The organism is Fangia hongkongensis FSC776 = DSM 21703 (assembly GCF_000379445.1).
In the GTDB taxonomy this organism is placed as follows: Bacteria; Pseudomonadota; Gammaproteobacteria; order Francisellales; family Francisellaceae; genus Fangia; species Fangia hongkongensis.
The window spans coordinates 15,861-40,315 of sequence record NZ_KB902271.1 but is presented as its reverse complement, the minus strand read 5'-3'; the positions used below and the strand labels follow the sequence as shown (position 1 = coordinate 40,315).

At 38.6% G+C, this 24,455-nt stretch carries 26 protein-coding genes; 13 read left to right on the top strand and 13 right to left on the bottom strand.

What is annotated here, in order from left to right:
• Positions 1–20: 20 nt before the first annotated feature.
• A complete protein-coding gene (gene epsC, locus A37Q_RS15315) occupies positions 21–821 on the bottom strand; it encodes a serine O-acetyltransferase EpsC (RefSeq protein ID WP_018300297.1) in 801 nt (266 codons plus the stop codon).
• 190 nt (positions 822–1,011) lie between these two features.
• Between epsC and A37Q_RS0110850 the strand changes: the two genes are divergently transcribed.
• The 4 genes from A37Q_RS0110850 to A37Q_RS0110835 all read left to right on the top strand — a co-directional run bounded on the left by A37Q_RS0110850 (position 1,012) and on the right by A37Q_RS0110835 (position 5,326).
• Positions 1,012–3,186: a DNA internalization-related competence protein ComEC/Rec2 gene (locus tag A37Q_RS0110850; RefSeq protein WP_018300296.1), complete on the top strand. Its 2,175-nt coding sequence runs from the start codon at positions 1,012–1,014 to the stop codon at positions 3,184–3,186.
• Positions 3,187–3,214: 28 nt separating this feature from the next.
• Positions 3,215–4,117 (top strand): acyltransferase, encoded by a 903-nt coding sequence (locus A37Q_RS0110845; protein ID WP_018300295.1) that lies wholly within the window; start codon positions 3,215–3,217, stop codon positions 4,115–4,117.
• A gap of 90 nt (positions 4,118–4,207) precedes the next feature.
• Positions 4,208–4,411: a rubredoxin gene (locus A37Q_RS0110840; RefSeq protein WP_018300294.1), complete on the top strand. Its 204-nt coding sequence runs from the start codon at positions 4,208–4,210 to the stop codon at positions 4,409–4,411.
• Positions 4,412–4,414: 3 nt separating this feature from the next.
• On the top strand, positions 4,415–5,326 hold the full coding sequence (locus A37Q_RS0110835; RefSeq protein ID WP_018300293.1) for a hypothetical protein: 912 nt from the start codon (positions 4,415–4,417) through the stop codon (positions 5,324–5,326).
• On the opposite strand, the gene A37Q_RS0110830 is transcribed toward A37Q_RS0110835, so the two are convergent.
• Complete coding sequence (locus A37Q_RS0110830) at positions 5,310–5,546, bottom strand: hypothetical protein (protein WP_018300292.1); 237 nt, start codon at positions 5,544–5,546, stop codon at positions 5,310–5,312. The genes A37Q_RS0110835 and A37Q_RS0110830 overlap by 17 nt on opposite strands.
• A gap of 162 nt (positions 5,547–5,708) precedes the next feature.
• On the opposite strand from A37Q_RS0110830, the gene A37Q_RS15950 reads away from it, so the two are divergent.
• Positions 5,709–6,626 (top strand): hypothetical protein, encoded by a 918-nt coding sequence (locus A37Q_RS15950; RefSeq protein ID WP_018300291.1) that lies wholly within the window; start codon positions 5,709–5,711, stop codon positions 6,624–6,626.
• Between the two features lies 1 nt (position 6,627).
• Here A37Q_RS15950 and A37Q_RS0110820 read toward each other — a convergent pair whose 3' ends face one another.
• The 3 genes from A37Q_RS0110820 to A37Q_RS0110810 form a co-directional block, all read right to left on the bottom strand.
• Positions 6,628–7,845 (bottom strand): type II secretion system F family protein, encoded by a 1,218-nt coding sequence (locus tag A37Q_RS0110820; RefSeq protein ID WP_018300290.1) that lies wholly within the window; start codon positions 7,843–7,845, stop codon positions 6,628–6,630.
• Positions 7,846–7,859: 14 nt separating this feature from the next.
• Complete coding sequence (pilB, locus tag A37Q_RS0110815) at positions 7,860–9,575, bottom strand: type IV-A pilus assembly ATPase PilB (RefSeq protein ID WP_018300289.1); 1,716 nt, start codon at positions 9,573–9,575, stop codon at positions 7,860–7,862.
• Positions 9,576–9,746: 171 nt separating this feature from the next.
• Positions 9,747–10,052 (bottom strand): hypothetical protein, encoded by a 306-nt coding sequence (locus A37Q_RS0110810; protein ID WP_018300288.1) that lies wholly within the window; start codon positions 10,050–10,052, stop codon positions 9,747–9,749.
• Between the two features lie 479 nt (positions 10,053–10,531).
• Between A37Q_RS0110810 and ald the strand changes: the two genes are divergently transcribed.
• Positions 10,532–11,674, top strand: a complete 1,143-nt coding sequence (ald, locus tag A37Q_RS0110805; protein WP_018300287.1) for an alanine dehydrogenase — start codon at positions 10,532–10,534, stop codon at positions 11,672–11,674.
• On the opposite strand, the gene A37Q_RS0110800 is transcribed toward ald, so the two are convergent.
• From A37Q_RS0110800 to A37Q_RS15305, 4 genes are read right to left on the bottom strand one after another with little or no spacing between them, the layout of a single operon-like run.
• Positions 11,645–12,073 carry a Fur family transcriptional regulator gene (locus tag A37Q_RS0110800; RefSeq protein WP_018300286.1) on the bottom strand — a complete coding sequence of 143 codons (429 nt, stop codon included), beginning with the start codon at positions 12,071–12,073 and terminating at the stop codon, positions 11,645–11,647. The two genes, ald and A37Q_RS0110800, sit on opposite strands and share 30 nt — an antisense overlap.
• A gap of 4 nt (positions 12,074–12,077) precedes the next feature.
• Positions 12,078–12,887, bottom strand: coding sequence for a metal ABC transporter permease (locus A37Q_RS0110795; RefSeq protein WP_234393780.1), 810 nt, complete (start codon positions 12,885–12,887; stop codon positions 12,078–12,080).
• Positions 12,868–13,560, bottom strand: a complete 693-nt coding sequence (locus A37Q_RS0110790) for a metal ABC transporter ATP-binding protein (protein ID WP_026196651.1) — start codon at positions 13,558–13,560, stop codon at positions 12,868–12,870. Before A37Q_RS0110790 ends, A37Q_RS0110795 begins: the two co-directional genes overlap by 20 nt.
• Before the next feature lie 14 nt (positions 13,561–13,574).
• Entirely contained in the window at positions 13,575–14,477 is a 903-nt protein-coding gene (locus tag A37Q_RS15305; RefSeq protein ID WP_018300283.1) for a metal ABC transporter solute-binding protein, Zn/Mn family, read from the bottom strand.
• Positions 14,478–14,624: 147 nt separating this feature from the next.
• Here A37Q_RS15305 and A37Q_RS0110775 point away from each other — a divergent pair, with 147 nt between their 5' ends.
• The 7 genes from A37Q_RS0110775 (at position 14,625) to A37Q_RS0110745 (ending at position 20,835) form a co-directional block, all read left to right on the top strand.
• Complete coding sequence (locus A37Q_RS0110775) at positions 14,625–15,713, top strand: 3-deoxy-7-phosphoheptulonate synthase (protein WP_018300282.1); 1,089 nt, start codon at positions 14,625–14,627, stop codon at positions 15,711–15,713.
• 201 nt (positions 15,714–15,914) lie between these two features.
• Positions 15,915–17,831 carry a threonine--tRNA ligase gene (gene thrS, locus A37Q_RS0110770; RefSeq protein WP_018300281.1) on the top strand — a complete coding sequence of 639 codons (1,917 nt, stop codon included), beginning with the start codon at positions 15,915–15,917 and terminating at the stop codon, positions 17,829–17,831.
• Between the two features lie 9 nt (positions 17,832–17,840).
• On the top strand, positions 17,841–18,362 hold the full coding sequence (gene infC, locus A37Q_RS16305; protein WP_154648680.1) for a translation initiation factor IF-3: 522 nt from the start codon (positions 17,841–17,843) through the stop codon (positions 18,360–18,362).
• Positions 18,363–18,390: 28 nt separating this feature from the next.
• Positions 18,391–18,588 (top strand): 50S ribosomal protein L35, encoded by a 198-nt coding sequence (gene rpmI / locus A37Q_RS0110760; protein ID WP_018300279.1) that lies wholly within the window; start codon positions 18,391–18,393, stop codon positions 18,586–18,588.
• A gap of 37 nt (positions 18,589–18,625) precedes the next feature.
• Entirely contained in the window at positions 18,626–18,985 is a 360-nt protein-coding gene (gene rplT, locus A37Q_RS0110755; protein WP_018300278.1) for a 50S ribosomal protein L20, read from the top strand.
• A 150-nt stretch (positions 18,986–19,135) separates the two neighbouring features.
• Positions 19,136–19,942, top strand: coding sequence for a type I methionyl aminopeptidase (gene map / locus A37Q_RS0110750; protein WP_018300277.1), 807 nt, complete (start codon positions 19,136–19,138; stop codon positions 19,940–19,942).
• A gap of 17 nt (positions 19,943–19,959) precedes the next feature.
• Complete coding sequence (locus tag A37Q_RS0110745; RefSeq protein ID WP_035405234.1) at positions 19,960–20,835, top strand: hypothetical protein; 876 nt, start codon at positions 19,960–19,962, stop codon at positions 20,833–20,835.
• A 185-nt stretch (positions 20,836–21,020) separates the two neighbouring features.
• On the opposite strand, the gene A37Q_RS0110735 is transcribed toward A37Q_RS0110745, so the two are convergent.
• The 4 genes from A37Q_RS0110735 to A37Q_RS0110720 form a co-directional block, all read right to left on the bottom strand.
• Positions 21,021–21,260 carry a DUF4564 domain-containing protein gene (locus A37Q_RS0110735; RefSeq protein WP_018300274.1) on the bottom strand — a complete coding sequence of 80 codons (240 nt, stop codon included), beginning with the start codon at positions 21,258–21,260 and terminating at the stop codon, positions 21,021–21,023.
• A gap of 5 nt (positions 21,261–21,265) precedes the next feature.
• On the bottom strand, positions 21,266–21,736 hold the full coding sequence (gene msrB, locus A37Q_RS0110730) for a peptide-methionine (R)-S-oxide reductase MsrB (protein ID WP_154648679.1): 471 nt from the start codon (positions 21,734–21,736) through the stop codon (positions 21,266–21,268).
• 187 nt (positions 21,737–21,923) lie between these two features.
• Complete coding sequence (locus A37Q_RS0110725) at positions 21,924–24,092, bottom strand: heavy metal translocating P-type ATPase (RefSeq protein WP_018300272.1); 2,169 nt, start codon at positions 24,090–24,092, stop codon at positions 21,924–21,926.
• Positions 24,089–24,430, bottom strand: coding sequence for an ArsR/SmtB family transcription factor (locus tag A37Q_RS0110720; protein ID WP_018300271.1), 342 nt, complete (start codon positions 24,428–24,430; stop codon positions 24,089–24,091). The genes A37Q_RS0110725 and A37Q_RS0110720 overlap by 4 nt, the downstream gene beginning before the upstream one ends.
• Between the last annotated feature and the right edge of the window lie 25 nt (positions 24,431–24,455).

Below are 24,455 nucleotides of genomic sequence, written 5' to 3'. Positions count from 1 at the left end.
CTTTAGCATGTGTTATAGCGTTAAATTCCTTCACCTTCGGTGAAAAAATGGTGGGTATACTTAGATTGGGATATTTTACTATTTGGTGGAATGTCTTTGCTCACAGTAACATTACTGCCAATAATGCTATTTTGACCAATGGTGATGGCACCCAAAATAGTTGCATTGGCATAAATACTAACATGGTCCTCGATGGTAGGGTGTCTTAGATAATTTGTCCTTAATTTATCGCCATCATATTTAAACGCCTTTGTGCCAAGCGTCACGCCTTGATAGATGGAAACATGATCACCAATAGAGCAGGTTTGACCAATGACGATACCGGTTCCATGGTCAATAAAAAAATGCTTGCCAATATTGGCCTCTGGATGAATGTCGATGCCTGTAACGCTATGCGCATAAGCACTGATTGCGCGCGGCAAAATAGGGATGGACAGTTGATGTAAAAGGTGCGCAAAGCGATGCAAAATGGTCGCTTTTATGCCGGGAAAATATAAAAGCACTTCAATTTTGGATGGCGATGAAGGATCTTTAGTTACAGCTGATTGGATATCTAATGTTGTCAGTGTAATAATCCTTTCAATACGCTCATTTAGCTTTGATAAGAGCTCATCAGCAATTAAAGCGACTTGATGAATGTCTTGGTTTTTCTCATCAAGCATCAGCGCTGCTGTAAGATAGGGTCTAAAAATATGATTAAGCTCAATAAGGTTTTCACCATGAAACAGAGCGCTATTAATCCCATTGAGTATCTTTTCACATAATGTTTTTATTTTAATTGTATTTAGCTGATTAACATCAAATTGGCTGGGTATATGCATAAGAGTCAATTATAAAAAATTAAGTATATCCGTTGTTTTATCATAATTAAGCTTACTCTGAATAGCTATAGTGATCAGCAGTATTTGAAGCATTTACCTGCTCTTATGTCGTGTGATTTGTTTTAAGTTCAATTAGGATTCTCAAAACCTTGCTATCTTTATATTATGAGATAAGAAATAGCCTAATTAGATGATTGCAAAGCTCCAAAAACATACAAAAACAAAAAAGCCACTTGTGGTTGTGTATGCGCTTTGCTTTGTGTTTATATTTTTCCATGGTTTATTAAGTTTGATAGACTATCAAAAGGAAATGCCAGCGGCAAAGCTACATAAGCCCGTGCAGCTTTCAGGGGTTGTTGCATCCTTGCCAGATATTGAAAGAGGGTTTGCAAGCTTTTTGTTTCGGACAGAGTATGGTTTGATTAAACTCAGTGTCTATCCAAATAACAAGTTTAATCTTTGGCGCATTAAGCCTGGTATGAAATTTCGATTTTGGGTTAAACTCCGTCCACCTTCAGGATTCAAAAATCCATATGTCTTTGACTATGGCAGATGGATGCGTTTAAAGGGAATAAAGGCAACAGGCTATGTTGTCGCTAAAAAAGGCGTATCGTCTTTAGGTGAAAGCCCATTTTATTTTGTTGAGCAGTTGCGTTATAAGATACAAAAAATACTTAATCGGTCAATAGAGGATAAGCAATTAAGGGCATTAAGTGCAGCGTTATTACTTGGCAATAAAAATGAGTTGACCTCACAGGATAAAAAACTCTTTCAGCAAACAGGAACCTCTCATTTAATTGCCATTTCAGGGCTTCATATTGGGCTGATTGCCTTTTTTGCATTTGTACTTGTTCGGATATTTTGGTCATTGTCAATTCGTGCTTGTCAGTGGGTGCCAGCTCAGAAAATCGCTTTGGTTGGTGCTATTTTTGCTGCTTTTTTCTATAGCTTATTGGCTGGGTTTTCTATTCCAACACAAAGAGCATTTATCATGGTTTTGGTGTTTTCAATTGCGATGCTAGGTCAGAGGAAAATGAATTCACTTAAAATTTTATTATTAGCAGGAATAATCGTTGTGCTATGGCGACCTTTGTCTTTTTTTGAGGTTGGATTTTGGCTTTCATTTTCTGCGGTACTGTTTTTAATTTTTATTGCCAGAGTTGTAGCTGGAATAAAAGGGATAAGAAAATATGTTTATATTCAGTTCTTATTAATGCTAATGCTTATTCCTTTAACGGTTTACTGGTTTCAGGGGTTCTCTTTAATAGGCGTGATTGCAAATTTACTGGCGATTCCATGGGTGAGCTTTATTGTCGTGCCAAGCTTGTTTATTAACCTATTATTAGAGTGCTTTAATATTGCACTTTGGCAGATAAGTGCAAAAAGCATTTCGATCTTAATCGATTGGCTTAGTGTTTTGCCTTATCATGATTGGTATATTCAATGGCATTATATTTCACTTTGGGTTGCCCTCAGTGTACTTTTTGGCATTGTGATGCTTCTTCTACCACTTAGATGGCCTTATAAGTTACTGGCTATTTGTTTTATTATTCCAATATTGCAGCGTCCAATGTGGCCTGAAACACTGAAAGCTAAGATAACGGTGTTAGATGTGGGCCATGGGCTTTCAGTGGTGATTGAAATGAAAGACTACACAGTTGTGTATGACACAGCTGCTGCAAAGGGGAATAAGTTTTCAATAGCCTATCTAAGTGTCATCCCTTATTTGAAATCACAAGGCGTTCGTTATATTAATACGCTTGTGATAAGCCATAGTGACAAAGATCACACCGGAGGGCTTGAGGCTTTGCTGCAACACTTTCGTGTCGATGAAATTATTGCAAGTGACGAGGTTGATCTTAAAGCTTATCCTTTAGCTAAAGATATTCCGCTTATACGCTGCAACAGCACACAAAGCTGGCAATATCATAATGTTCATTTTGATTTTTTTGATAATAGTCATTTTGCAGGGAATAATGGCTCATGTGTGCTGAAAGTCAGTTTTGAAGGTCAAAGTGTACTTTTTACCGGAGATATAGAGAAAAAGGCAGAGCGCTTCTTGCTAAAAACAGCAAAAAATCAGCTAAAATCTACCGTTCTTATTGCGCCACATCATGGCAGTAAAAGCTCATCAAGTCAGGCGTTTATCAATGCAGTTAATGCCAGTAGCGTGATATTTAGCGCCGGAGATCATCAAGGGTTTCAGGTACCAAATAAAGAGGTGCAATTGCTTTATCAGCAAAGTGGGGCACAGGTTTACTCGACTAATGGAGTGGGTGCTGTGATTATCTATATAAATAAAGATGGCAAGATTCAACTAAAATCCTATCAAGATGTGGCAGAAACGTTGTATATTGTACAGTAAACGAGATTAAAACAATCAAGAGATAACAGTGAAAGCTATATTTCATAATATCATTGGCATCATTATTATTGTGCTTTTGTCAATCAACACGATTATAATGGCGATCCCAGTGATTTTGTGTGCACTGTTGAAATTACTGCCAGTTTACCGTTGGCAGGAGTGGATGAGCAAAGTGCTGGTGGTGCTGGCTAGCTTTTGGATGTCGATTAACAATAAGGTCAGTTTGGCGCTTTTGCCAACCCAATATAAAGTACATTTTAGTGAACAGCTTGATGCAAAACGCTCGTACTTAATTTTATGTAATCACCAAAGCTGGCTTGATATTGTCGTATTGCAGCAGATATTTTTGAATAAAATTCCCTTTTGTAAGTTCTTTATGAAGCAAGAGCTGATCTATGTCCCAATTATTGGTTTGGCATGTTGGGCGCTTGATTTTCCGCTGATGAAACGCTATTCGAAAAGTTATTTAGCCAAGCACCCAGAAAAGAAAGGACAAGATTTAATTCAAACCAAACTTGCTTGCCAGAAGTTTAAAACTAGAAATATATCAGTTGTAAACTTTGTAGAGGGCACGCGGTTTCGTTATGAGAAACATCAAAGGTGTGATGGTCAGTACAATCATCTTTTAAAGCCAAGAGCAGGGGGTGTGGCAATGGTGTTAAATGTACTGGAGGATACTTTAGATGGGGTGCTTGATGTCACTATTAGTTATCCAGATAAGAAAAACAGTAATTTTTGGGGATTTTTATCAGGCAGGGTGAAAGAGATTGATGTACATATCAAAAAAATTCCGCTATCAGAGATCCCCTATCAAAACTATTATGATAGCGAAGAAGGCAAAGCTGTTTTTCAAAAGTGGCTAAATGCTCTTTGGAGTGAGAAAGATCGCTTACTTCAGAATTTAGAAGCTAAGAAGAAAGGCGAAGATTAAAGAAATTTTACGGTTAATTTGCTTAACATTATTCAAGCATCTTAGTAAGATATGCGCATATCCGAATAGGGTCACATTTTGTGAGTAATTATGAATGAAACAAAGAGTCAGGCAATGGCAGAGTTAGAATACAAAAAATATATGTGTGTTGTTTGTGGTTGGATATATGATGAGGCTGATGGTTGGCCTGATGATGATATCGCCCCTGGAACAAAATGGGCAGATGTTCCAGAAGATTGGGAGTGTCCAGATTGTGGCGTAGGAAAAGAAGACTTTGAAATGATGGAAATCTAATTTTTGTCATTGAATGCCTCTTTTCAGACGGTTAAGGTTGATGGTAAAGAGTTTATCGTAAAACGTGATGATTTACTTGAGTTTCCAGCATCTGGAAATAAAGCCTTTAAGCTTTATTTTTTAACTGAGATTCTACAAAACCCACATCCTTATAAAAAGCTTGTCTCATATGGTGGGTATCAGTCTAACTATATGCTCGCATTGGCGTGTATTGCTCGATATTATCAATTAGACTTTGATTATCATGTGTTAACCTTACCAGAGCATGTCAAAGATCAGCCAACTGGTAGCTTAAAGCGTGCACTTGCAACAGGGATGCATCTTGTTGAGCATAAAGAGAAATGCACTAAAGCATATCTTGTAAAGCATTATCAGAATAAAGGCGATTTGGAAACAAGTTTAATTCTAGAGCAAGGTGGCTTTCAACAAGAGGCTGAAAAAGGACTGAAGCTGTGTGCAAGGCAAATTGAAGATTACCTTGAGAGAAAAAAAATATCAAAGGCAAGCATTGTTATTGCCTCTGGGACAGGTGTTAGTGCGTATTATTTACAAAAACACCTTCCAAGTCACTATGGTGTGTACACCGTGGCGTGCATTGGTGATGCAGATTATCTCAAAAAGCAGTTTAAGCAATTGCAAGATATCGATGAAAAAGCCACAGAATTGCCAGTCATATTAACCCTTGGAAAAAAGTATCATTTTGGTAAGTGCTATATTGAGCATCTTAAAACTCATCAAAAGCTATTACATGAGACAGGCATTAACTTTGATTTACTCTATGATCCGATCGCTTGGCAGGCGCTATTGATGCATTATCATTCCCTTGAGAAACCCGTGATTTATATTCACTGTGGTGGAACAGAGGGGAATGAATCAATGTATAGAAGGTATCGTTATCTTAATTTGGTGCGCTGACGCTACTGTCATGTGATTTTTTCCAATAAAACTCATTTTCTACTACAGGGGCATTGCTAGAAGGCATGCCATATTTTTGTGAGTTTGGATTGTAGTATCCAGGTGTTTTTGGCGGCGAGTCAGTATAATTTGGATCAAATGCATTAAATGATTTTTGTGCACAGCCGCTAATAAGTGCGAGGGCGAAAATAACTGGGAAAAGGAGGCTACATTTTGACATGGGAGTTCCTAAGGGCATGCTAATACCTAGCAGTATGGAATAAGGTGTGAGGTTTTTCAAGTCATCACTTGTGTTATGCATGCAAATAATGGTATAACGCACTTTATCATAAAGGTGTATATAAGTTACACTTAGTTTTCATTATATAGAGAGGATAACAAGATGATAAAAAAAGTTGTTCCTTTGATGTTGGCTGTAAGCGCAATATCATTCGCATGGGCAGATACGCCTGTTCCACCAACATCTACACTGAGTTTCACAAAAAGCATTGAAACGGTGATTAAATCAACAACGGCTTTAGTGAATGTAACAGTCAATGCAACAGCACTTAAAGATGACAGTCAAATCATTCAACAAGCAGCACTTCAGCGCTTGGAAGGTGTGTTACCTAAAGTGGATTGGAAAGTGATTGATTTAGATCAAACACAAGCAGCAAGTGGTGCGCAAAACATTAAGATCATTATTCAAGCAAGATTAAATGATACGCAAATTCAACAGTTAAAGAGTGAACTTAAAAGTAATAACTCTAATAACAGTAGCTTCAAAATTGATGTTGTTAGTTATGATCCAAGCAATGAAATGATTGATAAAGCGAAAGATCAGACAATGGTTCAGATGTATCAATCTATTCAGCAGTATGTGAAGAAGTTTAATCAAGATACCCATTCACATTATGTGATTCAAAATATTAGTTACAACGCGAATGAAGCCGTACTTAGAGATAATCGCGCAGCGTTGTATGTGCGTGCGGCAGATAGCATGGAAAATGCAAGCACAGCGAAAAAATCTAAAGATATTGCGGTGTCTAAAAAGTTTGTAATGAATGCTTATGTGACCTTATCTCAGCCTTTGCCTGTAACGAGTCAAACAAAAACAGGGAATATGGATAAAGGAAATAATATGACGACTAAAGTTCTACCGCCTGATTATTTAAGTGTTGATGGGTATCAAAGCTGTCTTCAAACAAAAGACAACGGCTCATGGCAATCTTGGTGTATGCCGAAAGAAAAGCCAGCAGGTTGTTCTGATGACAGTTGGGCTAAGTTATCGCAAATGAAAGATATTCCAAGTTGTGACTAATCTATAACGCCTCCCCTAAGCTAAACATCGGCACATACATACTGACAACAAGAAAGCCAACAATACAGCCTAAAACGATCATTATAATAGGCTCAAGCGCGCTTGAAAGGTTGGTAACAAGTACATCAACATCCTCTTCATAGATCTTGGCAAGGTTGCCAAGCATTTCCTCTAGATGGCCTGATTCTTCGCCAACAGCAATCATTTGTAACATAAGCCCTGGGAAAACGCCTGTCTGTGAGGCGGCGCTTAGCATGGTTTTACCTTTGGATACCTCATCTCTGACAAATAAAGTTGCATCTTCATATTTAATGTTACCTGTCGCTGGGGCAACTGCTTTAAGGGCGTCCATAAGTGGCATTCCTGCTGCTGTTGTGGTTTCTAATGTTCTGGCAAAACGCGCAAGTGCAGATTTTCGAATCACCGTGCCAATAACAGGCAGTTTAAGTAAAGAGAAATCAATCCATTTTTGCGTGATAGGGTAGCGTTTTCGAGCAAATTTATAGCTAATAAATAGTATGATTAGTAGAAGCACAATGATCCACCAAAATTGCTGTGTGAACTCAGAGATGTCAATGGTGATTCTGGTGATGGTTGGTAGCTTGGTGCCAGAGGAGGTAAATATCTCAGCAAAAGCAGGAATGGCGAAATTAAGTAAAACCCAAGTCACGATAATCGCAACACCAATAACCATTGCAGGGTAGGTAAGCGCCTTTTTAACTTTTTTCTTAATGCTTTCAATTGCCTCCCTATGTGATGCAATGCGATCAAGCATAATATCCAAGGTTCCAGATTCTTCTCCCGCTTCACAGAGATTACAAAAAAGCTTATCAAAGTATTTAGGATGCATACGTAAACTATCAGCCAAAGTGTTACCTTTTTCCAGCGTGATTTTAAGGTTAAGAATAAGACGCTTTAAGGAGTTATTTTTATAAACAGACTCAATGATCGTATCAAGTGCGCGAATAATTGGCACCCCTGCTGCTGTCATGGTAGCCAGTTGTCTTGAAAAAAGGGTAATATCTGCAACTTTAATGGGAGTGGGAAAAATTTCAATTGGCTTTTTTTTGATTTTTATAATCTTGATCCCATCGCGCTCAACTTGTGCTTTAGCAAGATCAATATTTAAAGATTCAATAATCCCTGATTTTTTAATGCCATAACGGTCGGTCCCTTTCCATAAAAAAACTTTCTTCTTTGTTTTATTTTTTGCAGCCATAATATGTGTCTCTTTTAAGTTGAGGTTACTCGATGTGCCTCTTCAATTGAAGTCATACCTTGTACAACTTTCACTAGGGCGGATTGCTGTAAGTTATCAACTCCTTCCCGTTGTGCTTGTTCTGCCAAGGTTAGTGTGCTTCTGCCTTCCACAATTAATCGGCTCATTGCCAGAGATATCGGCATAACCTCATAGACACCAACACGGCCACGATAACCATTAAAACACCTTGAACAGCCTTCTTTGTATGCGCTGTAAGCATTGAGCTCCCCTTCAATATATTCAGGGCGTATGCCCATATCTAGCAGAAGCTCTTTAGAGACATTTTTCGCTTTTACTTTGCAATGTGGGCAGAGTTTTCGCGCCAGACGCTGTGCAATAATTACTGAGACTGATGAGACAATATTGTAGTGTGGGATACCCATATCAAGAAGCCTGCTTAAGGTTTCAGGTGCGCTATTGGTATGCACAGTAGATAATACCAAATGTCCTGTTTGAGCCGCTTTAATTGCAATATCGGCAGTTTCAAAGTCTCGAATTTCCCCGATCATGATAATATCAGGATCTTGACGTAAAAAGGCTTTAAGTGCTTTGGCAAAGGTTAAACCTTGCTTATGGTTGATTTGCACTTGATTAATACCATAAACATTAATCTCAACAGGATCCTCAGCGGTTGAGATATTCTTATCAATTTTGTTGATAAGATGAAGCCCGGTGTAGAGTGTTACTGTTTTTCCGCTTCCTGTGGGCCCTGTTACAAGAACCATGCCCTGAGATTGCTCAAGGGCAGCTAGATAAATATCCTTTTGTTTTGGATCAAATCCAAGTTTATCGATGCCAAGTTGAGTTTTGGCTTGATCAAGAATCCTCAACACAACCTTCTCACCAAACGCTGTGGGGCAAATGCTTACACGAAAATCAATGACGCGTGTGCGCGAGACCTTTAACTTAAAACGACCATCTTGCGGGAGGCGCCTCTCGGCAATATTAAGTTGTGACATGATTTTAATTCTAGAGGCAACACGTGAGGCAATTTTGAGTGAAGGGGAGGAAATCTCTTGCAACAATCCATCGATACGATAGCGTATTCGATAACTTTTGGCATAAGGCTCAAAATGAATATCTGATGCGCCTTTGTTAATGGCATCAACAATAACTTTGTTAATGTACTTGATAATTGGCTCATCATTATCATCCAAATCATCATCGTCATCGAGCTCATCCGTTTCAACAATATCAAGTACGATATCATCTAAATCCATGCTTTCGAGGGATTGTAATGCTGATGCAGAGGAGACTTCTACCATCTCTTCGATAAGCTTATCAAGTATGCTTGCCTCAACAATCACCTGTTCAACATCCAAATTACTGGCAAAGCGATACTCCCTAACAGCGGAGACATCCATCGGGTTACTGGTTGCAAGGAATAGTTTGTTCCCATGGCGGTAAATTGGCATGCAGTGATAGGTGGTATTGATGCGCTCAGAGAGAATCTTTTTAGGGATGAAATCAGCATTATAGGCATTTAAATCAAACAAAGAGAGGTTGAAAAACTCAGCAGCTTTTATTGCAAAGAGCTTTCCATCGACAACTTGATTGATAACCAGATGCTTAATAAGCGGTGTATTTGATTTGTTTGCCTCAGTAATCGCATCATTGAGTGCGTCAGCTTCGGCAAGTTTTTCATTTAGAATAAAGCTTGTAATGGCATTTTGGTTTGCTTGGGGCATGGTATGTCAATGCATTGTCCTTTATGTAAATCTAAGTATAGAATGTGATTTGGCTTTATCCATTGCCTTAGGCAAATAGCTGTCCGTTTCACTGTTGTTCATTGTAGTAACTCCCTTGCTGTTCTAATTAATATTGTGTTGTTAGATAGGGTTCTAAGTATTGAAATTTTGCTAGCGCCAAGTGCGATATAGAAAATTTGATGCTGTCAGGTTGGGAAGGTCTAAGTGCATGTTTTTAAATGCTTGGTATCTCATGGGAGTGTTGGCTATATCAGCTTTGGTTTCACCCTTAAGTCGAATTTCATATTTACGGAAATATTTGCGAATGGTGGCCTCTGAATAGTTTGTTTCAGCTGCTATTTGTGGATAACTTAGCCCTAAGGTTTTAAACTCCTGAAGCGTTTTAGCAATATCATTGTGATAATGATTTTTAATATACATTTCAAAACTTTGACTGACAAACTGATTTACTTTCATTGTCTCCATCCAATTTAATAATACGTTGTAACCAATAAATTTTTAATAAGCAATTATATTATTGTAGTTTGATAAGTGAGATGAAAAAGCGTAAAACTACTTGATTTGTAAGCGCCATAGGTTATGCAGTATTTTGTGATAATGTGACTTGAGATGTGGTGTTATAGAAAAGCTCTTAAAAGGGGTGTTTTTGGGAGTGGTTTTTACGCCAATCAAGATGCGATATATTTAACTCTCTAGTTTGAGATTGCAGAAATGCGCATAAAAGTTATAGCATTGCTCTTAAGCTTATGTATAAAAACTCCAAAAGAGTGAATATTTGTTATTTGATGGGCGTAACAGCTTGGTATTTAGATAAAATATGTTATAGTTTGCTCGTTTGATGGTGGGTTCACCAGATGGTATTTAATTGCCAAAAATAAAGCTTAAATAACTTTTATTTTTGGGATGTATTAGCAGGGTTAATATAGGAGTGAGAAATGATTATCGGGGTACCAAAAGAGATTAAAAACCACGAGTATCGTGTTGGTTTAACGCCAGGAAGTGCTGCTGAGCTTATTCATCATGGGCATGAGGTGATCGTTGAGACAAAAGCAGGTGATGGTATTGGCTTTAGTGATAAAGAGTATACCCAAGTGGGTGCAAAAATTGCCTCTACAGCAAAGGAAGTTTTTGATAACGCTCAGATGATTGTAAAAGTAAAAGAACCACAACCAAATGAATGCAGAATGCTTCGAGAAGATCAGCTATTATTTACTTATTTACATTTGGCACCAGATCCGCTTCAAACAGATTTGCTATTAGAGTCAGGCTGTACGGCGATTGCTTATGAGACTGTGACAGACGCTAAAGGCAGGTTACCACTTTTAACGCCAATGAGTGAGGTCGCTGGGCGTTTATCTATTCAAGCAGGTGCGCATTGTCTTGAAAAGGCGCAAGGTGGAAGTGGTGTACTCTTAGGTGGTGTGCCGGGGGTGAAATCAGCCAAAGTTGTGGTCATTGGTGGCGGTGTTGTTGGCTTAAATGCTATTCGCATGGCAATTGGAATGGAGGCGCATGTTACCGTTCTTGATAGATCTTTGGATCGTTTGCGAGAGCTCGATGATTATTTTGGTCCTAAACTTAATTGTATTTATGCAACAAAAGATAGCGTACAAAAGTATGTGCAAGAGGCAGATTTAGTCGTGGGCGCTGTTCTTGTGCCAGGGGCTCAAGCGCCAAAACTTGTGACAAAAGAAATGATCAAATCAATGAAAAAAGGTTCTGTTGTAGTTGATGTTGCGATTGACCAAGGGGGATGTTTTGAGACCTCTAAGGCAACGACACATGCTGAGCCGACTTATATTGTTGATGAGGTGGTGCATTATTGTGTGGCTAATATGCCAGGCGCGGTTGCAAGAACTTCAACGGAAGCCTTGAATAATGCTACACTACCTTTTGCGCTAGCATTGGCAAATAAAGGCTATAAAAAAGCGCTTAATGATGATGTACATCTAAAAAATGGCTTAAGTGTCCATAAGGGAATGTTAACCTCTGAGCCTGTTGCTGTAGCGCTTGGGCTTCAGTATACTTCAGCGGATGAAGCACTTGATTTAGGTAGTAGCACGGCAGCTTTGGCATAGACCAAATAGCTCAATTTTATTTTGTTTAATCTCAAAGCCGCTTTTTGCGGCAAGTGCATTTAACTGATTGGTAATATCTAGTGAATGCACTTCAAATGACTGATTACACTTTTGACAGATAAACACCTGACAGAGCACATCACTTGGGTGACAGCACAAACTATAGGTATTATTGGTATTTATTTTATGAATAACACCATGAGATTTGAGAAAATCTAAGCTGCGATAAACGGACATAATATTCATATTTTCATTATCAATTTTTAATCTATCAAGTAACTCATAGGCGCTAATGGGCGTGCTTTGCTCGCTTAAGCAATGAATAATGTGTAGCCTTATTGGCGTGAGCCTGATTTTATGATGAGCACAGTAGGCCTTAATAGTATCAATCGCTGTCATGGGTTTATCTAAAATGCTGATAGTAAAAGTGTTTAGCAATGCCGCAGAGGTATAAAAAACAGATAATCATAGTGATACAAAAACTTGCAGGCAAATCTAGATAAAAAGCGGCGCTAAGAGACAGCCACACAGTTAGTATAGAAACAATAATGCTAAGGCTAATGCATTTATAAAAGCCATCACTCCACTGTGTTGCGATAGCGCCAGGTCCAATAAGAAGTGCAAACACCAAAAGCACGCCCACAATTTGACAGGCCATCGTAACCGTGAGTGATAAAACTAGAAAAAAGATCACTGAAAGCGCTCTTGTGGGGATTTTTTTGGCAGTGGCAAGTTCAGGGTCAAGTGAGCTAAAAAAAAGCGCACGTCCAGTGATGCAAAGTGTAATAAGGATAATCACAGAGAGCACAAGAAGAATCAGGATTTGTTCAACTGAAACGGTCAAGATATTGCCAAATAAAATCGACATGATTGAACCTGAATAACCGCTTTGGTATAAAAATAAAAAATAAGCGCCAAGCCCTAAGAAAAAGGTTAAAACTATGCCAACAGCCAAGTCATTCTTTTTGATTTTATCACCTAATAGTCCCATGATAAAGGCAGCCAAAAGATTGGCAATAAGTTGCCCAGACATGGCAGAGAGCCCAATTAACACCGCCCCAGATGCGCCGGTTAGACTGATATGCCCAAGCCCATGTGCTGCAAAAGCCGTTTTGCGTATAATAACAAAGAAGCTCACGATTCCTGAGATGATGGCAATCAGCGTGCCCGCAATAAAGGCATACTGCATAAAGCTATAATGTAACACTGGCATCCTCCGTAAGGCAGGGCAGTTTGTGACACAAATGCGCACTTTGATTTTTAAAATGCAAAAAGTGATCAAAGTCATGAGCGATTTCATGCATGTCGTGAGAGATCATCAAAAGGCTGAGCTCTTTAGATTGATGAATGCGCTTTAACGCTTTGATAAACTCATGCTTTGCAAGTGGATCTAGATCAGATAAAGGCTCATCTAGTAGCATTAACTTTGGATTGTTAATCAGTGCTTGGGCAAGATAAATGCGCTTTTTTTGCCCACCAGAAAGTGCATGGAATGCTTCAGAGGCATAGCGCTTTGCCCCTGTGATTTCCAGAATAAAATCAAGATTTTTTTCAAAGTTGCGCGTGAAATAGGGAATGCCAAAACTGCTGCCTTTATAACAGGCTTTAATCAGTGTTATTCCAGAGGTGCACTCGGTTAAATTAAGCTCTCTTTCTTGTGGAATGTAGCTGATGATTTTATTGTTTTTCCCCGCTGATGCGCCAAATACACTAAGCGTGCCCGCTAGACTTGGAATAATACCTAAAAGGGTTTTGAAAAAGGTTGATTTGCCAATGCCATTTTTGCCGACAATACCAATCCATTGATTCTCATAGACAGTTAGATCAAGATTTTTTGCAAGGATGTTTTTACCATAACCAACTTCAAGTTGGTGGCATCTGATAATAGGAGAGGGTGTATTCATTCTGAGGGAGTCGTTTGCACCGGTTTATTTGCTTGAATAAGTGCATTTTGTGTATCTTTCAATAGAGATTTAAGCCATGTGATCACGTTGGCATCTTGAGGCATGGTTTCACTCACACCAACAACAGCAATATGATTATCTTGTGCCAATTTGAGAATGCTTTGAGTGGTGTTATCACTTACCTGCTTGTTGTAGAACAGTACTTTGACTTGATGGTCTTTTAAAAGATTTTGATAGTTAATCAGCATTTTCGGTGTTGGTTCTGCATCATTCATAATGACCCATTGAAACTTCTCATCCATCACCTGAAGGCCAAGTGCTTCTGCCATATAACCAAATACAGGCTCTGTTGCAGTAACTTTGGTGCCAGTAAACTTTGATTTAATCTCACTGATGAGCTTGTTAATCTCCTGATCACGATCAAGGAATGTTTTTAAATTCAACATAAAGGTTTTTTTGTGCTTTGGCTCTAATTGGCTAAACTTTGCAGCGAGCTCTTTGGCAAGTGTTGGAAATGTCTTTGGATTAAACCATACATGCGGATTATCGCCCTCTTTTACCTTCATAAGATCAGCAACATTAATGATAACAGGCTGGCTTTGTGTAGAGGTGTTAAGAAGTTGTTTCATCCATGGATCATAGCTTGCCCCATTATAAATAATCACTTTAGCATCATGTAGGGCAACGGCAGTGCTTGGCGATGTGCTAAAAAGATGGGGATCCGCATCAGGGTTACTAATAATGCTCTTAACATTCACATAATCACCACCGATTAATTTGGCAACATTGCCATAAAAATTCTCAGCAGCAACAACATTGATAGTTGCATAAGCTTGAATATAGCTGAAAAGTAAGACAGGTAGTGTGAGGGAGATAGCAATAAATCGTCGTAGGTGCATAAGTGTTCAATAGTAAGTTATATATAATGAAGAAATGTTACATTATAACATTTTTATCAGCAAGTCATTTTGTCAAGTTTAAAGACCAAAAAATGCTTTACGTGTTAAATAGTATTCATGTTATAGTGTGGATTAAAATATTAGTAGATGAATACAACTGGAGTGGTGAAGTTGAATAAATTTCAAGATGTAACTGATAATACAAGAATCAGTGACAGGCGTACACTGGTACCTGCTGGTGTGATACATGAAGAGTTACCGATTACAAGGCTTGCAAGTAGCACGGTGGTTAGTGCAAGAAACGATGTTTCCAATATTTTATACGGCAAAGATGATCGTTTAGTTGTTGTAGTTGGCCCTTGTTCGGTTCATGATGTGAAAGCGGCCAAGGAGTATGCAGCACTTTTGTATAAAAAAGCATTGGCACACAAAAATGAGCTTGTGATTATCATGCGTGTTTATTTTGAAAAGCCACGTACGACAGTTGGCTGGAAAGGGCTTATTAATGACCCTGATTTAGATAATAGCTTTAAGATTAATAAGGGGCTTAGAACAGCAAGGGAGCTATTATTGGAAATTTCTGATATGGGCTTGCCATGTGCAACTGAGTTTTTAGATGTTGTGAGTCCTCAGTATATCTCTGATTTGATTTCATGGGGTGCAATTGGTGCCAGAACGACAGAAAGTCAGGTGCATCGTGAGTTGGCCTCAGGTTTATCTTGCCCAATTGGATTTAAAAATGCAACCAATGGCGGTGTTGGAATTGCCGTTGATGCAGTTAAAGCTGCAAAATCCAAACACCACTTTTTGGGTGTGACCAAACAAGGGACAACTGCGATTTTTGAAACAAAAGGTAACCATGATGCCCATATTATTTTGCGTGGTGGTCACGATGGTCCGAACTATGCACAAAAACATGTTGATGCAGTTGCTAAAACGTTGAGTGATAACAACCTTCCACACAAAGTGATGGTGGATTGCAGTCATGGTAACAGTAATAAAGATTATAAGCGCCAAAGTGTTGTTATTAAGGATGTGTGTCAACAGCTTGAAAATGGCAGTAATAATATTCTTGGGGTGATGATAGAGAGTAACCTTAAAGAGGGCAATCAGTCTATTTTTGTGAACCCGCTTGAATATGGCAAGAGTATTACCGATGCATGTGTTTCATGGGAGGAAACAGAAAATATGTTAGCTGAGCTTGCCGATGCGGTAAAACAAAGTAGAAAATCCTAACGAATTATCGGCTATCTTCCTTTTCGCGCTTGACAATTTGAGTGCTCAATATAACAATGCAATATCTGGATTTTATGATCTTTTATTTAAACAAGTGGTTTTATCCAATACGATGATGCTTTGCTTAAAAATGTGTTTTTGGCAAATGATAAAGCGGATGTGAAAAACGACTTTTGGCAGTTGATAAATGTGGAGTAATAAATGCCTGTAATAACTTTGCCTGATGGCTCAAAACGTCAATATGAAAATGCATTATCAGTATATGATGTTGCGCTTAGTATTGGTGAAGGTCTTGCAAAAGCAACACTTGCTGGTGTTGTGGATGACAAGCTTGTTGATGCAAGTTGTATGATCGAAAAAGATGCCACGGTAAGAATTATCACAGCAAAAGATAAAGAAGGGCTTGAGATATTACGTCACTCTTGTGCACATCTTTTAGCGCAAGCAGTTAAAGCACTTTACCCTGATGCAGAGGTTACCATTGGCCCTGTAATTGAAGATGGTTTTTATTATGACTTCTCCTACAAACGTCCATTTACGCCAGAAGATTTAGAGAAGATCGAAAAGAAAATGGCGGAACTTGCCAAGGCTTCTCAAAGTGTAACCAGAAGTGTTATGGCGCGAGATGAGGCGATTGCTTATTTTAAATCGATCAATGAAAATTATAAGGCTGAAATTATTCAAGATTTGCCTGAGGGTGAAACATTAACGCTTTATACACAAGGGAGTTTTACTGATCTTTGTCGTGGTCCGCATGTTCCAAACACCTCCCATATCAAAGCTTTTAAGCTGATGCGTGTTGCGGGGGCTTATTGGCGAGGAGATTCAAATAATGAAATGCTAACACGTATTTATGGTACTTGTTGGGCGGATAAAAAAGCACTTAAAGCCTATTTAACACGATTAGAAGAAGCAGAAAAACGCGATCATCGTAAAATCGGTAAAGCATTAGATTTATTTCATTTTCAAGATGACTCTCCAGGGATTGCCTTTTGGCACCCTAAAGGCACAGCACTTTGGCGTGTCGTGGAAGACTATATGCGTGATTCAAATACAAAATTTGGCTGTACCGAAATCAGAACGCCACTTGTGGCTGATCTATCGCTTTGGGAAAAATCAGGTCATGCAGCAAAATATGCTGAAAATATGTTTATGACGCACTCTGAGAAAAGAGAGTTTGCACTTCGCCCAATGAACTGCCCAACTTGTGTTCAGGTTTATAATTATCATCTGCATAGCTATCGTGATTTACCGATTCGAATGGCAGAGTTTGGCGTGGTACACAGAAATGAAGCCTCCGGTGCGCTTCATGGTCTTTTGCGTGTTAGAAGTTTCACACAAGATGATGGGCATATTTTCTGTACAGAGTCTCAGATTGAAAAAGAAGTTGCTCAAATGGTTGAGCAGTGTTTTGAGGTTTATCGTGATTTTGGCTTTAGTGAGTTTGATATTAAGCTTGCGCTTCGCCCTGATAATCGTGTTGGATCAGATGAAACATGGGATAAATCTGAAAAAGCCTTGAGTGATGCACTTCAAAACCAAGGAATTCAATTTGAATGCCTGCCGGGTGAAGGGGCGTTTTATGGTCCTAAGATTGAGTTTCATTTGAAAGATGCCATTGGTAGAAGCTGGCAGTGTGGAACCATTCAGCTTGATTTATCAATGCCTGTTCGTTTGGGCGCAAACTTTATTGATGAAAATAGTGAAAAACAAGTGCCTGTGATGTTACATAGAGCGATTGTTGGTTCTCTTGAGCGCTTTATTGGTGTATTGATTGAGCATTATGCAGGTAAGCTTCCAGTTTGGCTTTCACCTGTTCAGGTTGTGATCTTAGGTGTGAGCAATAAATATGATGAATGTATACAAAAAACGCATCAAAATTTGCTTGATAGTAAAATTCGTTCACAAATTGACTTGAGAAATGAGAAAATAGGGTTTAAAATCCGTGAGCACACCTTGGCGCAAGTTCCTTTTATTGCTATTGCTGGTGAAAAAGAAGCGCTTGAAGGTAAAATAACAGTCAGAAAGCAAGATGGTACAGACCTTGGAATGATGAGTTTATCTGAGTTTAAACACTTGCTGGATAATGAAATTATGAAAAAAGGTCGAGTAGATTAGGAGTAAGCTATTAGCAAGTCAGACCAAAAAGCGCCGATAAATGATCAAATTAAGGCGAGAGAAGTTCGATTAATTGGACTTGACGGAGAACAGATTGGTGTTATCTCAACACGAGAAGCACTAGAAAAGGCTGAAAATGCTGGTGTTGATTTGGTGGAGATGGTTTCTCAAGCCTCGCCACCGGTTTGTCGTTTAATGGATTACGGTAAGTATCTATTTGAACAAGGCAAGAAAAAAGCAGCGGCAAAAAAGAAGCAAAAGCAGATGCAGGTTAAAGAGATTAAACTTCGACCTGGTACTGATATTGGGGACTATCAGGTAAAACTACGCAACCTGATTAAGTTTCTAGAAAATGGCGATAAAGTCAAAATCACAGTTCGTTTTAGAGGACGAGAAATGGCGCACCAAGAGCTTGGCATGGAAATGTTAAAGCGTTTGGAAGCTGATCTTGAAGATTACGGCGTGGTGGAGCACCGACCAAAAATGGAAGGTCGTCAAATGATCATGGTTTTAGGACCTAAGAAAAAATAAATATAAATGGTAAAATGCGGAGTATATTATGCCAAAACTAAAAACGAATAAAGGTGCAGCTAAGCGCTTTAAAAGAACAGGTAAGGGCGGTTTTAAGCATCGTGCTGCAAACCGTGCGCATATCAATACTAAAATGACAACTAAGCGTAAGCGTCATTTGCGTGGTATGGATCAAATTGCTAAGCAAGATGTGCCTAGCTTGAACCAACAAATGCCATATGCATAAGTGTGTTGATTAACTAAATTTTAAAGTGGAGTAAGTTATGCCTAGAGTAAAAAGAGGCGTTCAAGCACGCCGTCGTCATAAGAAGATTTTAAAGCAAGCCCGTGGCTATTACGGTGCGCGTTCGCGTGTCTATCGTGTAGCGAAACAGGCGGTTATTAAAGCAGGTCAATATGCCTATCGTGACCGTAAGCAGAGAAAAAGACAATTTAGATCACTTTGGATTGTTCGTATCAATGCAGCAGCACGTCAGCATGATTTAAGTTATAGCAAGTTTATTAATGGCTTGAAAAAAGCTGAGATTGAGCTTGACCGTAAAGTGTTGGCTGAATTAGCAGTATTCAATAAAGATGCATTTGCTCAATTAGTTGAGAAGGCAAAAGCAGCTTTAGCCGCATAATTATTGTTGTTTCAGTAATGCAAAAAGCGCCCATTTGGGCGCTTTTTTGTTTTCTGGTGCTGAAAAGTCAAAAATACTAAAAAATACGCGCCGATTTGGTATATAATCCTCAGATGTGATTTATTTCTATCAATGTAAGTATATTTATTCATGAATATTGTAATTAAAACAGAAGAACAAATAGAAAAACTACGTGTTGCAGGAAAGTTGGCTGCAGAAGTTTTAGAGATGATTGGAGCCTACGTTGTTCCTGGTGTAACGACAGATGAGCTAAATAGTATTTGCCATGATTATATTGTGAATACGCAAAATGCCATTCCTGCGCCATTAAATTATCATGGGTTCCCTAAGTCGGTTTGTATTTCAGTTAATCATGTCGTATGTCACGGGATTCCTTCAAATAAGAAACTCAAAAAAGGTGATATCGTTAATATTGATGTAACGGTGATTAAAGATGGCATGCATGGAGATACCAGCAAGATGTATTTTGTTGGCGGCGAGAATAAAGCATCTGTCTTGGCAAAGCGTCTTGTTGATATCACTCAGGCATGTTTATATAAGGGGATTCAAAATGTAAAACCTGGGAATACTTTTTTGGATATTGCCGAGGCGATTGAAACACATGCGCATAAGCATAACTTTTCGGTGGTAGAGATATTTTGTGGCCATGGTATTGGTGAGGTTTTTCATGAAGATCCACAAGTCCTGCATTATGTTCCTTCAAGTGCACGTGAGAAAGAGCGTCTAGCAATCGAGCTCAAACCCGGTATGGTTTTTACAATTGAGCCTATGATTAATGCTGGAAAAAAACAAGTAACTATCTTGAAAGATGGTTGGACAGCGGTTACTAAAGATAAGAGTTTATCAGCTCAGTGGGAGCATACTTTGGCTGTTACTGATACTGGATATGAAATCTTTACTTTGCGCCAAGAAGAGATTGATAAAGGCAGTATATAACAACTTGGATAGAGATGATGCTGACACAAAAAAAAGTCAATGAAGTTTGTCAAATGTTAAAGCGAGACGGTAATGGGATTACTATTGCAAAGGTACGCGCGCTTTTAGATAAACGTTATTCTTTTTTTACACTCGCAGATAAAGTGATCTTATTTAACAATGACCCTAAACTTGCACAAGAAGTCGCAGATAAAGAGCTTAAGCTCATCGAAAGAGCAGATAAGGGCCTCTTTGAGCATACCTATGATGCCATTGAGTCAGCAGATAAAACCTTAGATTTAAAGCTAGATGATAAAAAGTCGGTTAGTCTTTTATTGGCGGAATCGCTACAAAATTATATTGATCAAAGTATTGAAAAAAATACCAATACGCATCAGGCAAAAGCAAAAAAAATTCAGCTGAATAATGATCATATGGAAGTGCAGTATTTTGGACTTCGTGCTAGATATCAAAAGCTTCTGAGTCATTATAATACACTGAAAGATGAGCATTATCATTTAGAGCAGGCGTTTCAAAACCTAAAAGCAGGCAAGCGTACATTTGAGGATGAAAATGCTGATAAAGAGCGAAATACAATTGTACAAATGCGCGATGTGAATTTGCAGTTGTCTTTATTAAAAGGTGAATGCTGTGCAGGTTATGATCCAAAGCATAAGCAAATTGTTGTCAAGTTGCCGGCAAAACATAAGTTAATAAAAGAACTTGAAAAGGGTGTTAGAAGCATACATTTGCGTGCAAATGCTGTGTATGACTTTGCTTCTAAATTATGGCTATTAGATAGCTTTGAAGCGAAGACGATTAATCTTTTAACGCGGAATAATTTTGTTATTTCAAAAGAGCTGGCCTTGGTTTTAAGATATCTTGAATCCCAGCAGAATCAAAATGAAGGTTAAAACATTAAAACGACATATCAAGATAAAGGCCAAAGTAAATAATAACTGAGCTACCAAGCACTGAGGCGCATACCAACGTTACTTTTTTAAGTGCAGATTTCTTAAGCATATATCTCCTCAAATAATACTTAACGAATAGCTGACTGTATTTTATACGCCCATTCAGGTTGATAGTCAATCGTTTTTTATTTAATTTTCAACCACTTTTTGAGTTTTTCTTCAGCCTTCAAAACATGCTTTTCTATGCGTGGAAAGCGATGAAGCAGCTTGTGAAGCCAGTTTCGCACACTTTCAAAGGTCCAAGATAAGACGATAATGCCCGCAAATAAAAAAACAAACCCTGGAATGATAGGTAGTATGGCGCCGAGTAAAGCAAAAGCAAAAAGAACAACTGCAAGAAGGATCAATACAATTCGCTTCAGCATCTAAATTAGCCAGAAAGAGGGCTGAACTCTAAAAGGTAGGCCTCATAGCCTTCCTTTTCTAATTCGCTAACAGGGATAAATCGAAGTGAGGCAGAGTTAATGCAATAGCGTAATCCTGTTGGTTCAGGGCCATCATTAAAAACATGTCCCAAGTGTGATTTGGCAATTGTAGATTTTACCTCAACGCGCTTAATAAAGAAAAAGCTTCTATCTTCATGTGTTGTTAGCGCACTTGGCTTGATTGGTTTAGTGAAGCTTGGCCAGCCTGTGCCTGATTTGAATTTGTCTTTAGAGCTAAAAAGCGGCTCACCTGATACAATATCAACATAAATTCCCTCTTTGGTATTATCCCAATAGGCGTTATCAAATGCTTTTTCAGTAGCGCCGTTTTGCGTCACTTGATATTGAAGGTCGCTTAAGGATTGAAGTCGTTTTTGCTTTTTATCTGCAGTTAAATCACTATATTCATTAGCCATGGCAAACCCAAATGATAATAATAGCAAAAGATTCGATAGGGTAACTGATTTTACTTTCACCATTATTCACGCTGATAGAAACATTTGTATCTTAGAGTATATCGTGCGTTTATAAAAGTGCTTAACTTTTATAGCAGGTGATGTAATTTTAGCATGCTTGCGAAATATTTTTTCTTTGTGATGAGTGCTATTTTTTCAATAACCTTAAGCTATTAAATACAACCAATAAAGAGGCGCCCATATCAGCTCCAATTGCCATCCAGATGCTAGCCAGCTCAAATAAGGCTAAAAGGATAAACAGCGCTTTTATGCTTAAAGCAAAGGTAATATTTTGCTGAATAATGCGTTTAACTCGCTTTGAATGTTTGATGATCCATGGCAGCTTTCGCATATCATCACTCATCAAAGCAATATCGGCTGTTTCAATAGCAACATCACTTCCACCTTGCCCCATTGCAAAGGATAAATCAGCGCGCGCAAGTGCAGGGGCATCATTAATTCCATCACCCACCATGGCAACATAATGATGTTCTTTTTTAAGTGATTCTATTTGTGTGACTTTATCTTGTGGTAACAGTTCAAAGTAGACTTCTTTAAGATTGGCTTTCTTAGCAATAAACTTTGCAGCACCTTTGTTATCACCTGTTAAAAGCGCGGTAGAGATATGCTCATCATTAAGTGCTTTAATAACGGCAGGGGCACTATCTCTTAACTGATCAGCAACGGCAAACAGGCCAAGAACATGATCATTATTGCCGATGATTAAAAGGCTATGGCCTGAGGATTCAAGTTCAAGTATTTGCTGGTGAAATGCCTTTAATTCATCTTGTAGTTTCATTTTTTCATGAAAGTACTGATGAGATCCAATCCATATAAGCTGGTTATCAACATAACCTTGAATGCCTTTGCCTTTGATCACTGAGATATCGTGTGCTTCAAATTGAACTTTGATGTTTTGTGCTTCAACTGCCGCAAAGATCGCATGTGCAAGGGGATGATTATTTCCCTTTTCTAATGAAGCAGCTAATGCTAAAAGTGTTTGATCATTGTATGTGTTTGAGATATTTATAATGTTTGTGATTGAAGGCTTGCCCTTAGTAATCGTCCCTGTTTTATCAAATGCAATGGCTTTGATTTTAGCAGCGAGCTCAAGGAAGTTTCCACCTTTAATAAGTACGCCATTACCAGCGGCAGCCGAGAGGCCTGATACAATGCTAACGGGCGTTGAGATAACCAAAGCACACGGGCAAGCGATAACTAAAATAACAAGTGCTTCATAAATCCAGCGATACCAATCACCTGCAAAGAATAAAGGTGGAATGATCATCACTAAAAAGGCAAATAACATCATCAATGGGGTATAGTATTTGGCAAAGCTTTCCACCCACATCTCAGATGTAGCGCGGTTTGCTTGAGCCAGCTCAACTTGGCGAATAATGCCAGCAAGTGTGGAGTCATTGGCAAGTTTAGTGACTTTAGCATACAATAGCCCATCCTCATTTAAGCTCCCAGCATATAGCTTATCATCCTTTTTCTTTGAAATTGGAAGTGACTCACCGGTAATGGGTGCTTGATTAACAAAGCTCTCTCCTTTAATGACAGTAGCATCAAGGGGAATCCTTTGGCCAGGTTTAATGACGATGGTGTTGCCAATATTTACCTCAGAGACCGCTTTTGATGTAAGATCTTTATGATGGTTGCAATAGACATCTGCAGTATCAGGTGCAACCTCTAAAAGTGCTTGAATTGCCTTTCTTGCCCGTCCAACGCTCCATGATTCAAGTAAAGTGGCAATGGAAAATAGAAAGACAATCATTGCTGCCTCTAACCATTGGCCTAAAAACATAGCGCCTACTACGGCAATACTCATCAAAAGATTAATATCTGGGCGTAGCCTTTTCAGTGATAGAAGCGCCTTAGGGTAGATATACCAGCCGCCGATAATAAGAGCGCCAAGGTAGAAAATAACAGAAATAACAGGCTGGGCATGTGTTTGCCCTTCATCACCTACTAAAGCATGTAAAAAGCCATGCATGCTGCCATGCACAAGATAGCCAATAAGTAGAGACAATCCAGCGATAACAGTGAGTATTGTTCGCATATTTCTATGCCAGAAGCTTTGAGTTTCATCTTGTTGTGACTCATATTGAGACCAAATAACAAAGCGATAACCTGTTGATTTTAGCTTTTTTTCCAGCTCTTTTTGGGAAAAGTTTTGTGCATTATGTACTGTGAGCTTTCCTTTTAATAAATTAAACTGAAGTAAAGTATCATCTTTGACATAAGGCAAAAGTGCGCTTTTCACTACAGCCACCTCATCGGCACAGTCCATGCCATAGATTTTATACTCAATCATTTTGATGCATCCTTTTTATTACTTTGAGTTTTTGTAGTTAAGTGTGATTTATCACTGTAATGCTGATACATATCCTCTAAAATACAGCGAATATGATCATCAAAGATATGATAATTAATCTGTTTTCCATTTCTTTCAGAAAAAAGCAGTTTGGCCGTTTTTAAAAGCTTGAGATGGTGGCTGACAAGTGGCTGAGAAATCTCTAGCTCTTTAACCAACATAGAAACAGACTGAGGCGCTTTTAGGCATAAAAAAAGTATCTTTAAGCGGTTTGTCTCCCCCATTAAGTGGCAGACATTTGCAATGGTTTCCATTGTTTGTAGAGTGTTTTTATCCATGATCAAATCAAATAAGTTTTATATA

What these genes read in the sequence shown, in the direction of transcription:
- A37Q_RS0110775 (WP_018300282.1), top strand. Translation starts at nt 14,625, where the DNA reads ATGAATACAACTGGAGTGGTGAAGTTGAATAAATTTCAAGATGTAACT.
- msrB (WP_154648679.1), bottom strand. Translation starts at nt 21,736, where the DNA reads ATGGCTAATGAATATAGTGATTTAACTGCAGATAAAAAGCAAAAACGA.
- A37Q_RS0110810 (WP_018300288.1), bottom strand. Translation starts at nt 10,052, where the DNA reads ATGAAAGTAAATCAGTTTGTCAGTCAAAGTTTTGAAATGTATATTAAA.
- pilB (WP_018300289.1), bottom strand. Translation starts at nt 9,575, where the DNA reads ATGCCCCAAGCAAACCAAAATGCCATTACAAGCTTTATTCTAAATGAA.
- A37Q_RS0110800 (WP_018300286.1), bottom strand. Translation starts at nt 12,073, where the DNA reads ATGACAGCGATTGATACTATTAAGGCCTACTGTGCTCATCATAAAATC.
- A37Q_RS0110820 (WP_018300290.1), bottom strand. Translation starts at nt 7,845, where the DNA reads ATGGCTGCAAAAAATAAAACAAAGAAGAAAGTTTTTTTATGGAAAGGG.
- A37Q_RS0110725 (WP_018300272.1), bottom strand. Translation starts at nt 24,092, where the DNA reads ATGATTGAGTATAAAATCTATGGCATGGACTGTGCCGATGAGGTGGCT.
- A37Q_RS0110850 (WP_018300296.1), top strand. Translation starts at nt 1,012, where the DNA reads ATGATTGCAAAGCTCCAAAAACATACAAAAACAAAAAAGCCACTTGTG.
- A37Q_RS0110745 (WP_035405234.1), top strand. Translation starts at nt 19,960, where the DNA reads ATGCTGACACAAAAAAAAGTCAATGAAGTTTGTCAAATGTTAAAGCGA.
- thrS (WP_018300281.1), top strand. Translation starts at nt 15,915, where the DNA reads ATGCCTGTAATAACTTTGCCTGATGGCTCAAAACGTCAATATGAAAAT.
- A37Q_RS0110720 (WP_018300271.1), bottom strand. Translation starts at nt 24,430, where the DNA reads ATGGATAAAAACACTCTACAAACAATGGAAACCATTGCAAATGTCTGC.
- A37Q_RS15950 (WP_018300291.1), top strand. Translation starts at nt 5,709, where the DNA reads ATGATAAAAAAAGTTGTTCCTTTGATGTTGGCTGTAAGCGCAATATCA.
- map (WP_018300277.1), top strand. Translation starts at nt 19,136, where the DNA reads ATGAATATTGTAATTAAAACAGAAGAACAAATAGAAAAACTACGTGTT.
- ald (WP_018300287.1), top strand. Translation starts at nt 10,532, where the DNA reads ATGATTATCGGGGTACCAAAAGAGATTAAAAACCACGAGTATCGTGTT.
- A37Q_RS0110840 (WP_018300294.1), top strand. Translation starts at nt 4,208, where the DNA reads ATGAATGAAACAAAGAGTCAGGCAATGGCAGAGTTAGAATACAAAAAA.
- A37Q_RS0110735 (WP_018300274.1), bottom strand. Translation starts at nt 21,260, where the DNA reads ATGCTGAAGCGAATTGTATTGATCCTTCTTGCAGTTGTTCTTTTTGCT.
- rpmI (WP_018300279.1), top strand. Translation starts at nt 18,391, where the DNA reads ATGCCAAAACTAAAAACGAATAAAGGTGCAGCTAAGCGCTTTAAAAGA.
- epsC (WP_018300297.1), bottom strand. Translation starts at nt 821, where the DNA reads ATGCATATACCCAGCCAATTTGATGTTAATCAGCTAAATACAATTAAA.
- rplT (WP_018300278.1), top strand. Translation starts at nt 18,626, where the DNA reads ATGCCTAGAGTAAAAAGAGGCGTTCAAGCACGCCGTCGTCATAAGAAG.
- A37Q_RS15305 (WP_018300283.1), bottom strand. Translation starts at nt 14,477, where the DNA reads ATGCACCTACGACGATTTATTGCTATCTCCCTCACACTACCTGTCTTA.
- A37Q_RS0110795 (WP_234393780.1), bottom strand. Translation starts at nt 12,887, where the DNA reads ATGCCAGTGTTACATTATAGCTTTATGCAGTATGCCTTTATTGCGGGC.
- A37Q_RS0110830 (WP_018300292.1), bottom strand. Translation starts at nt 5,546, where the DNA reads ATGTCAAAATGTAGCCTCCTTTTCCCAGTTATTTTCGCCCTCGCACTT.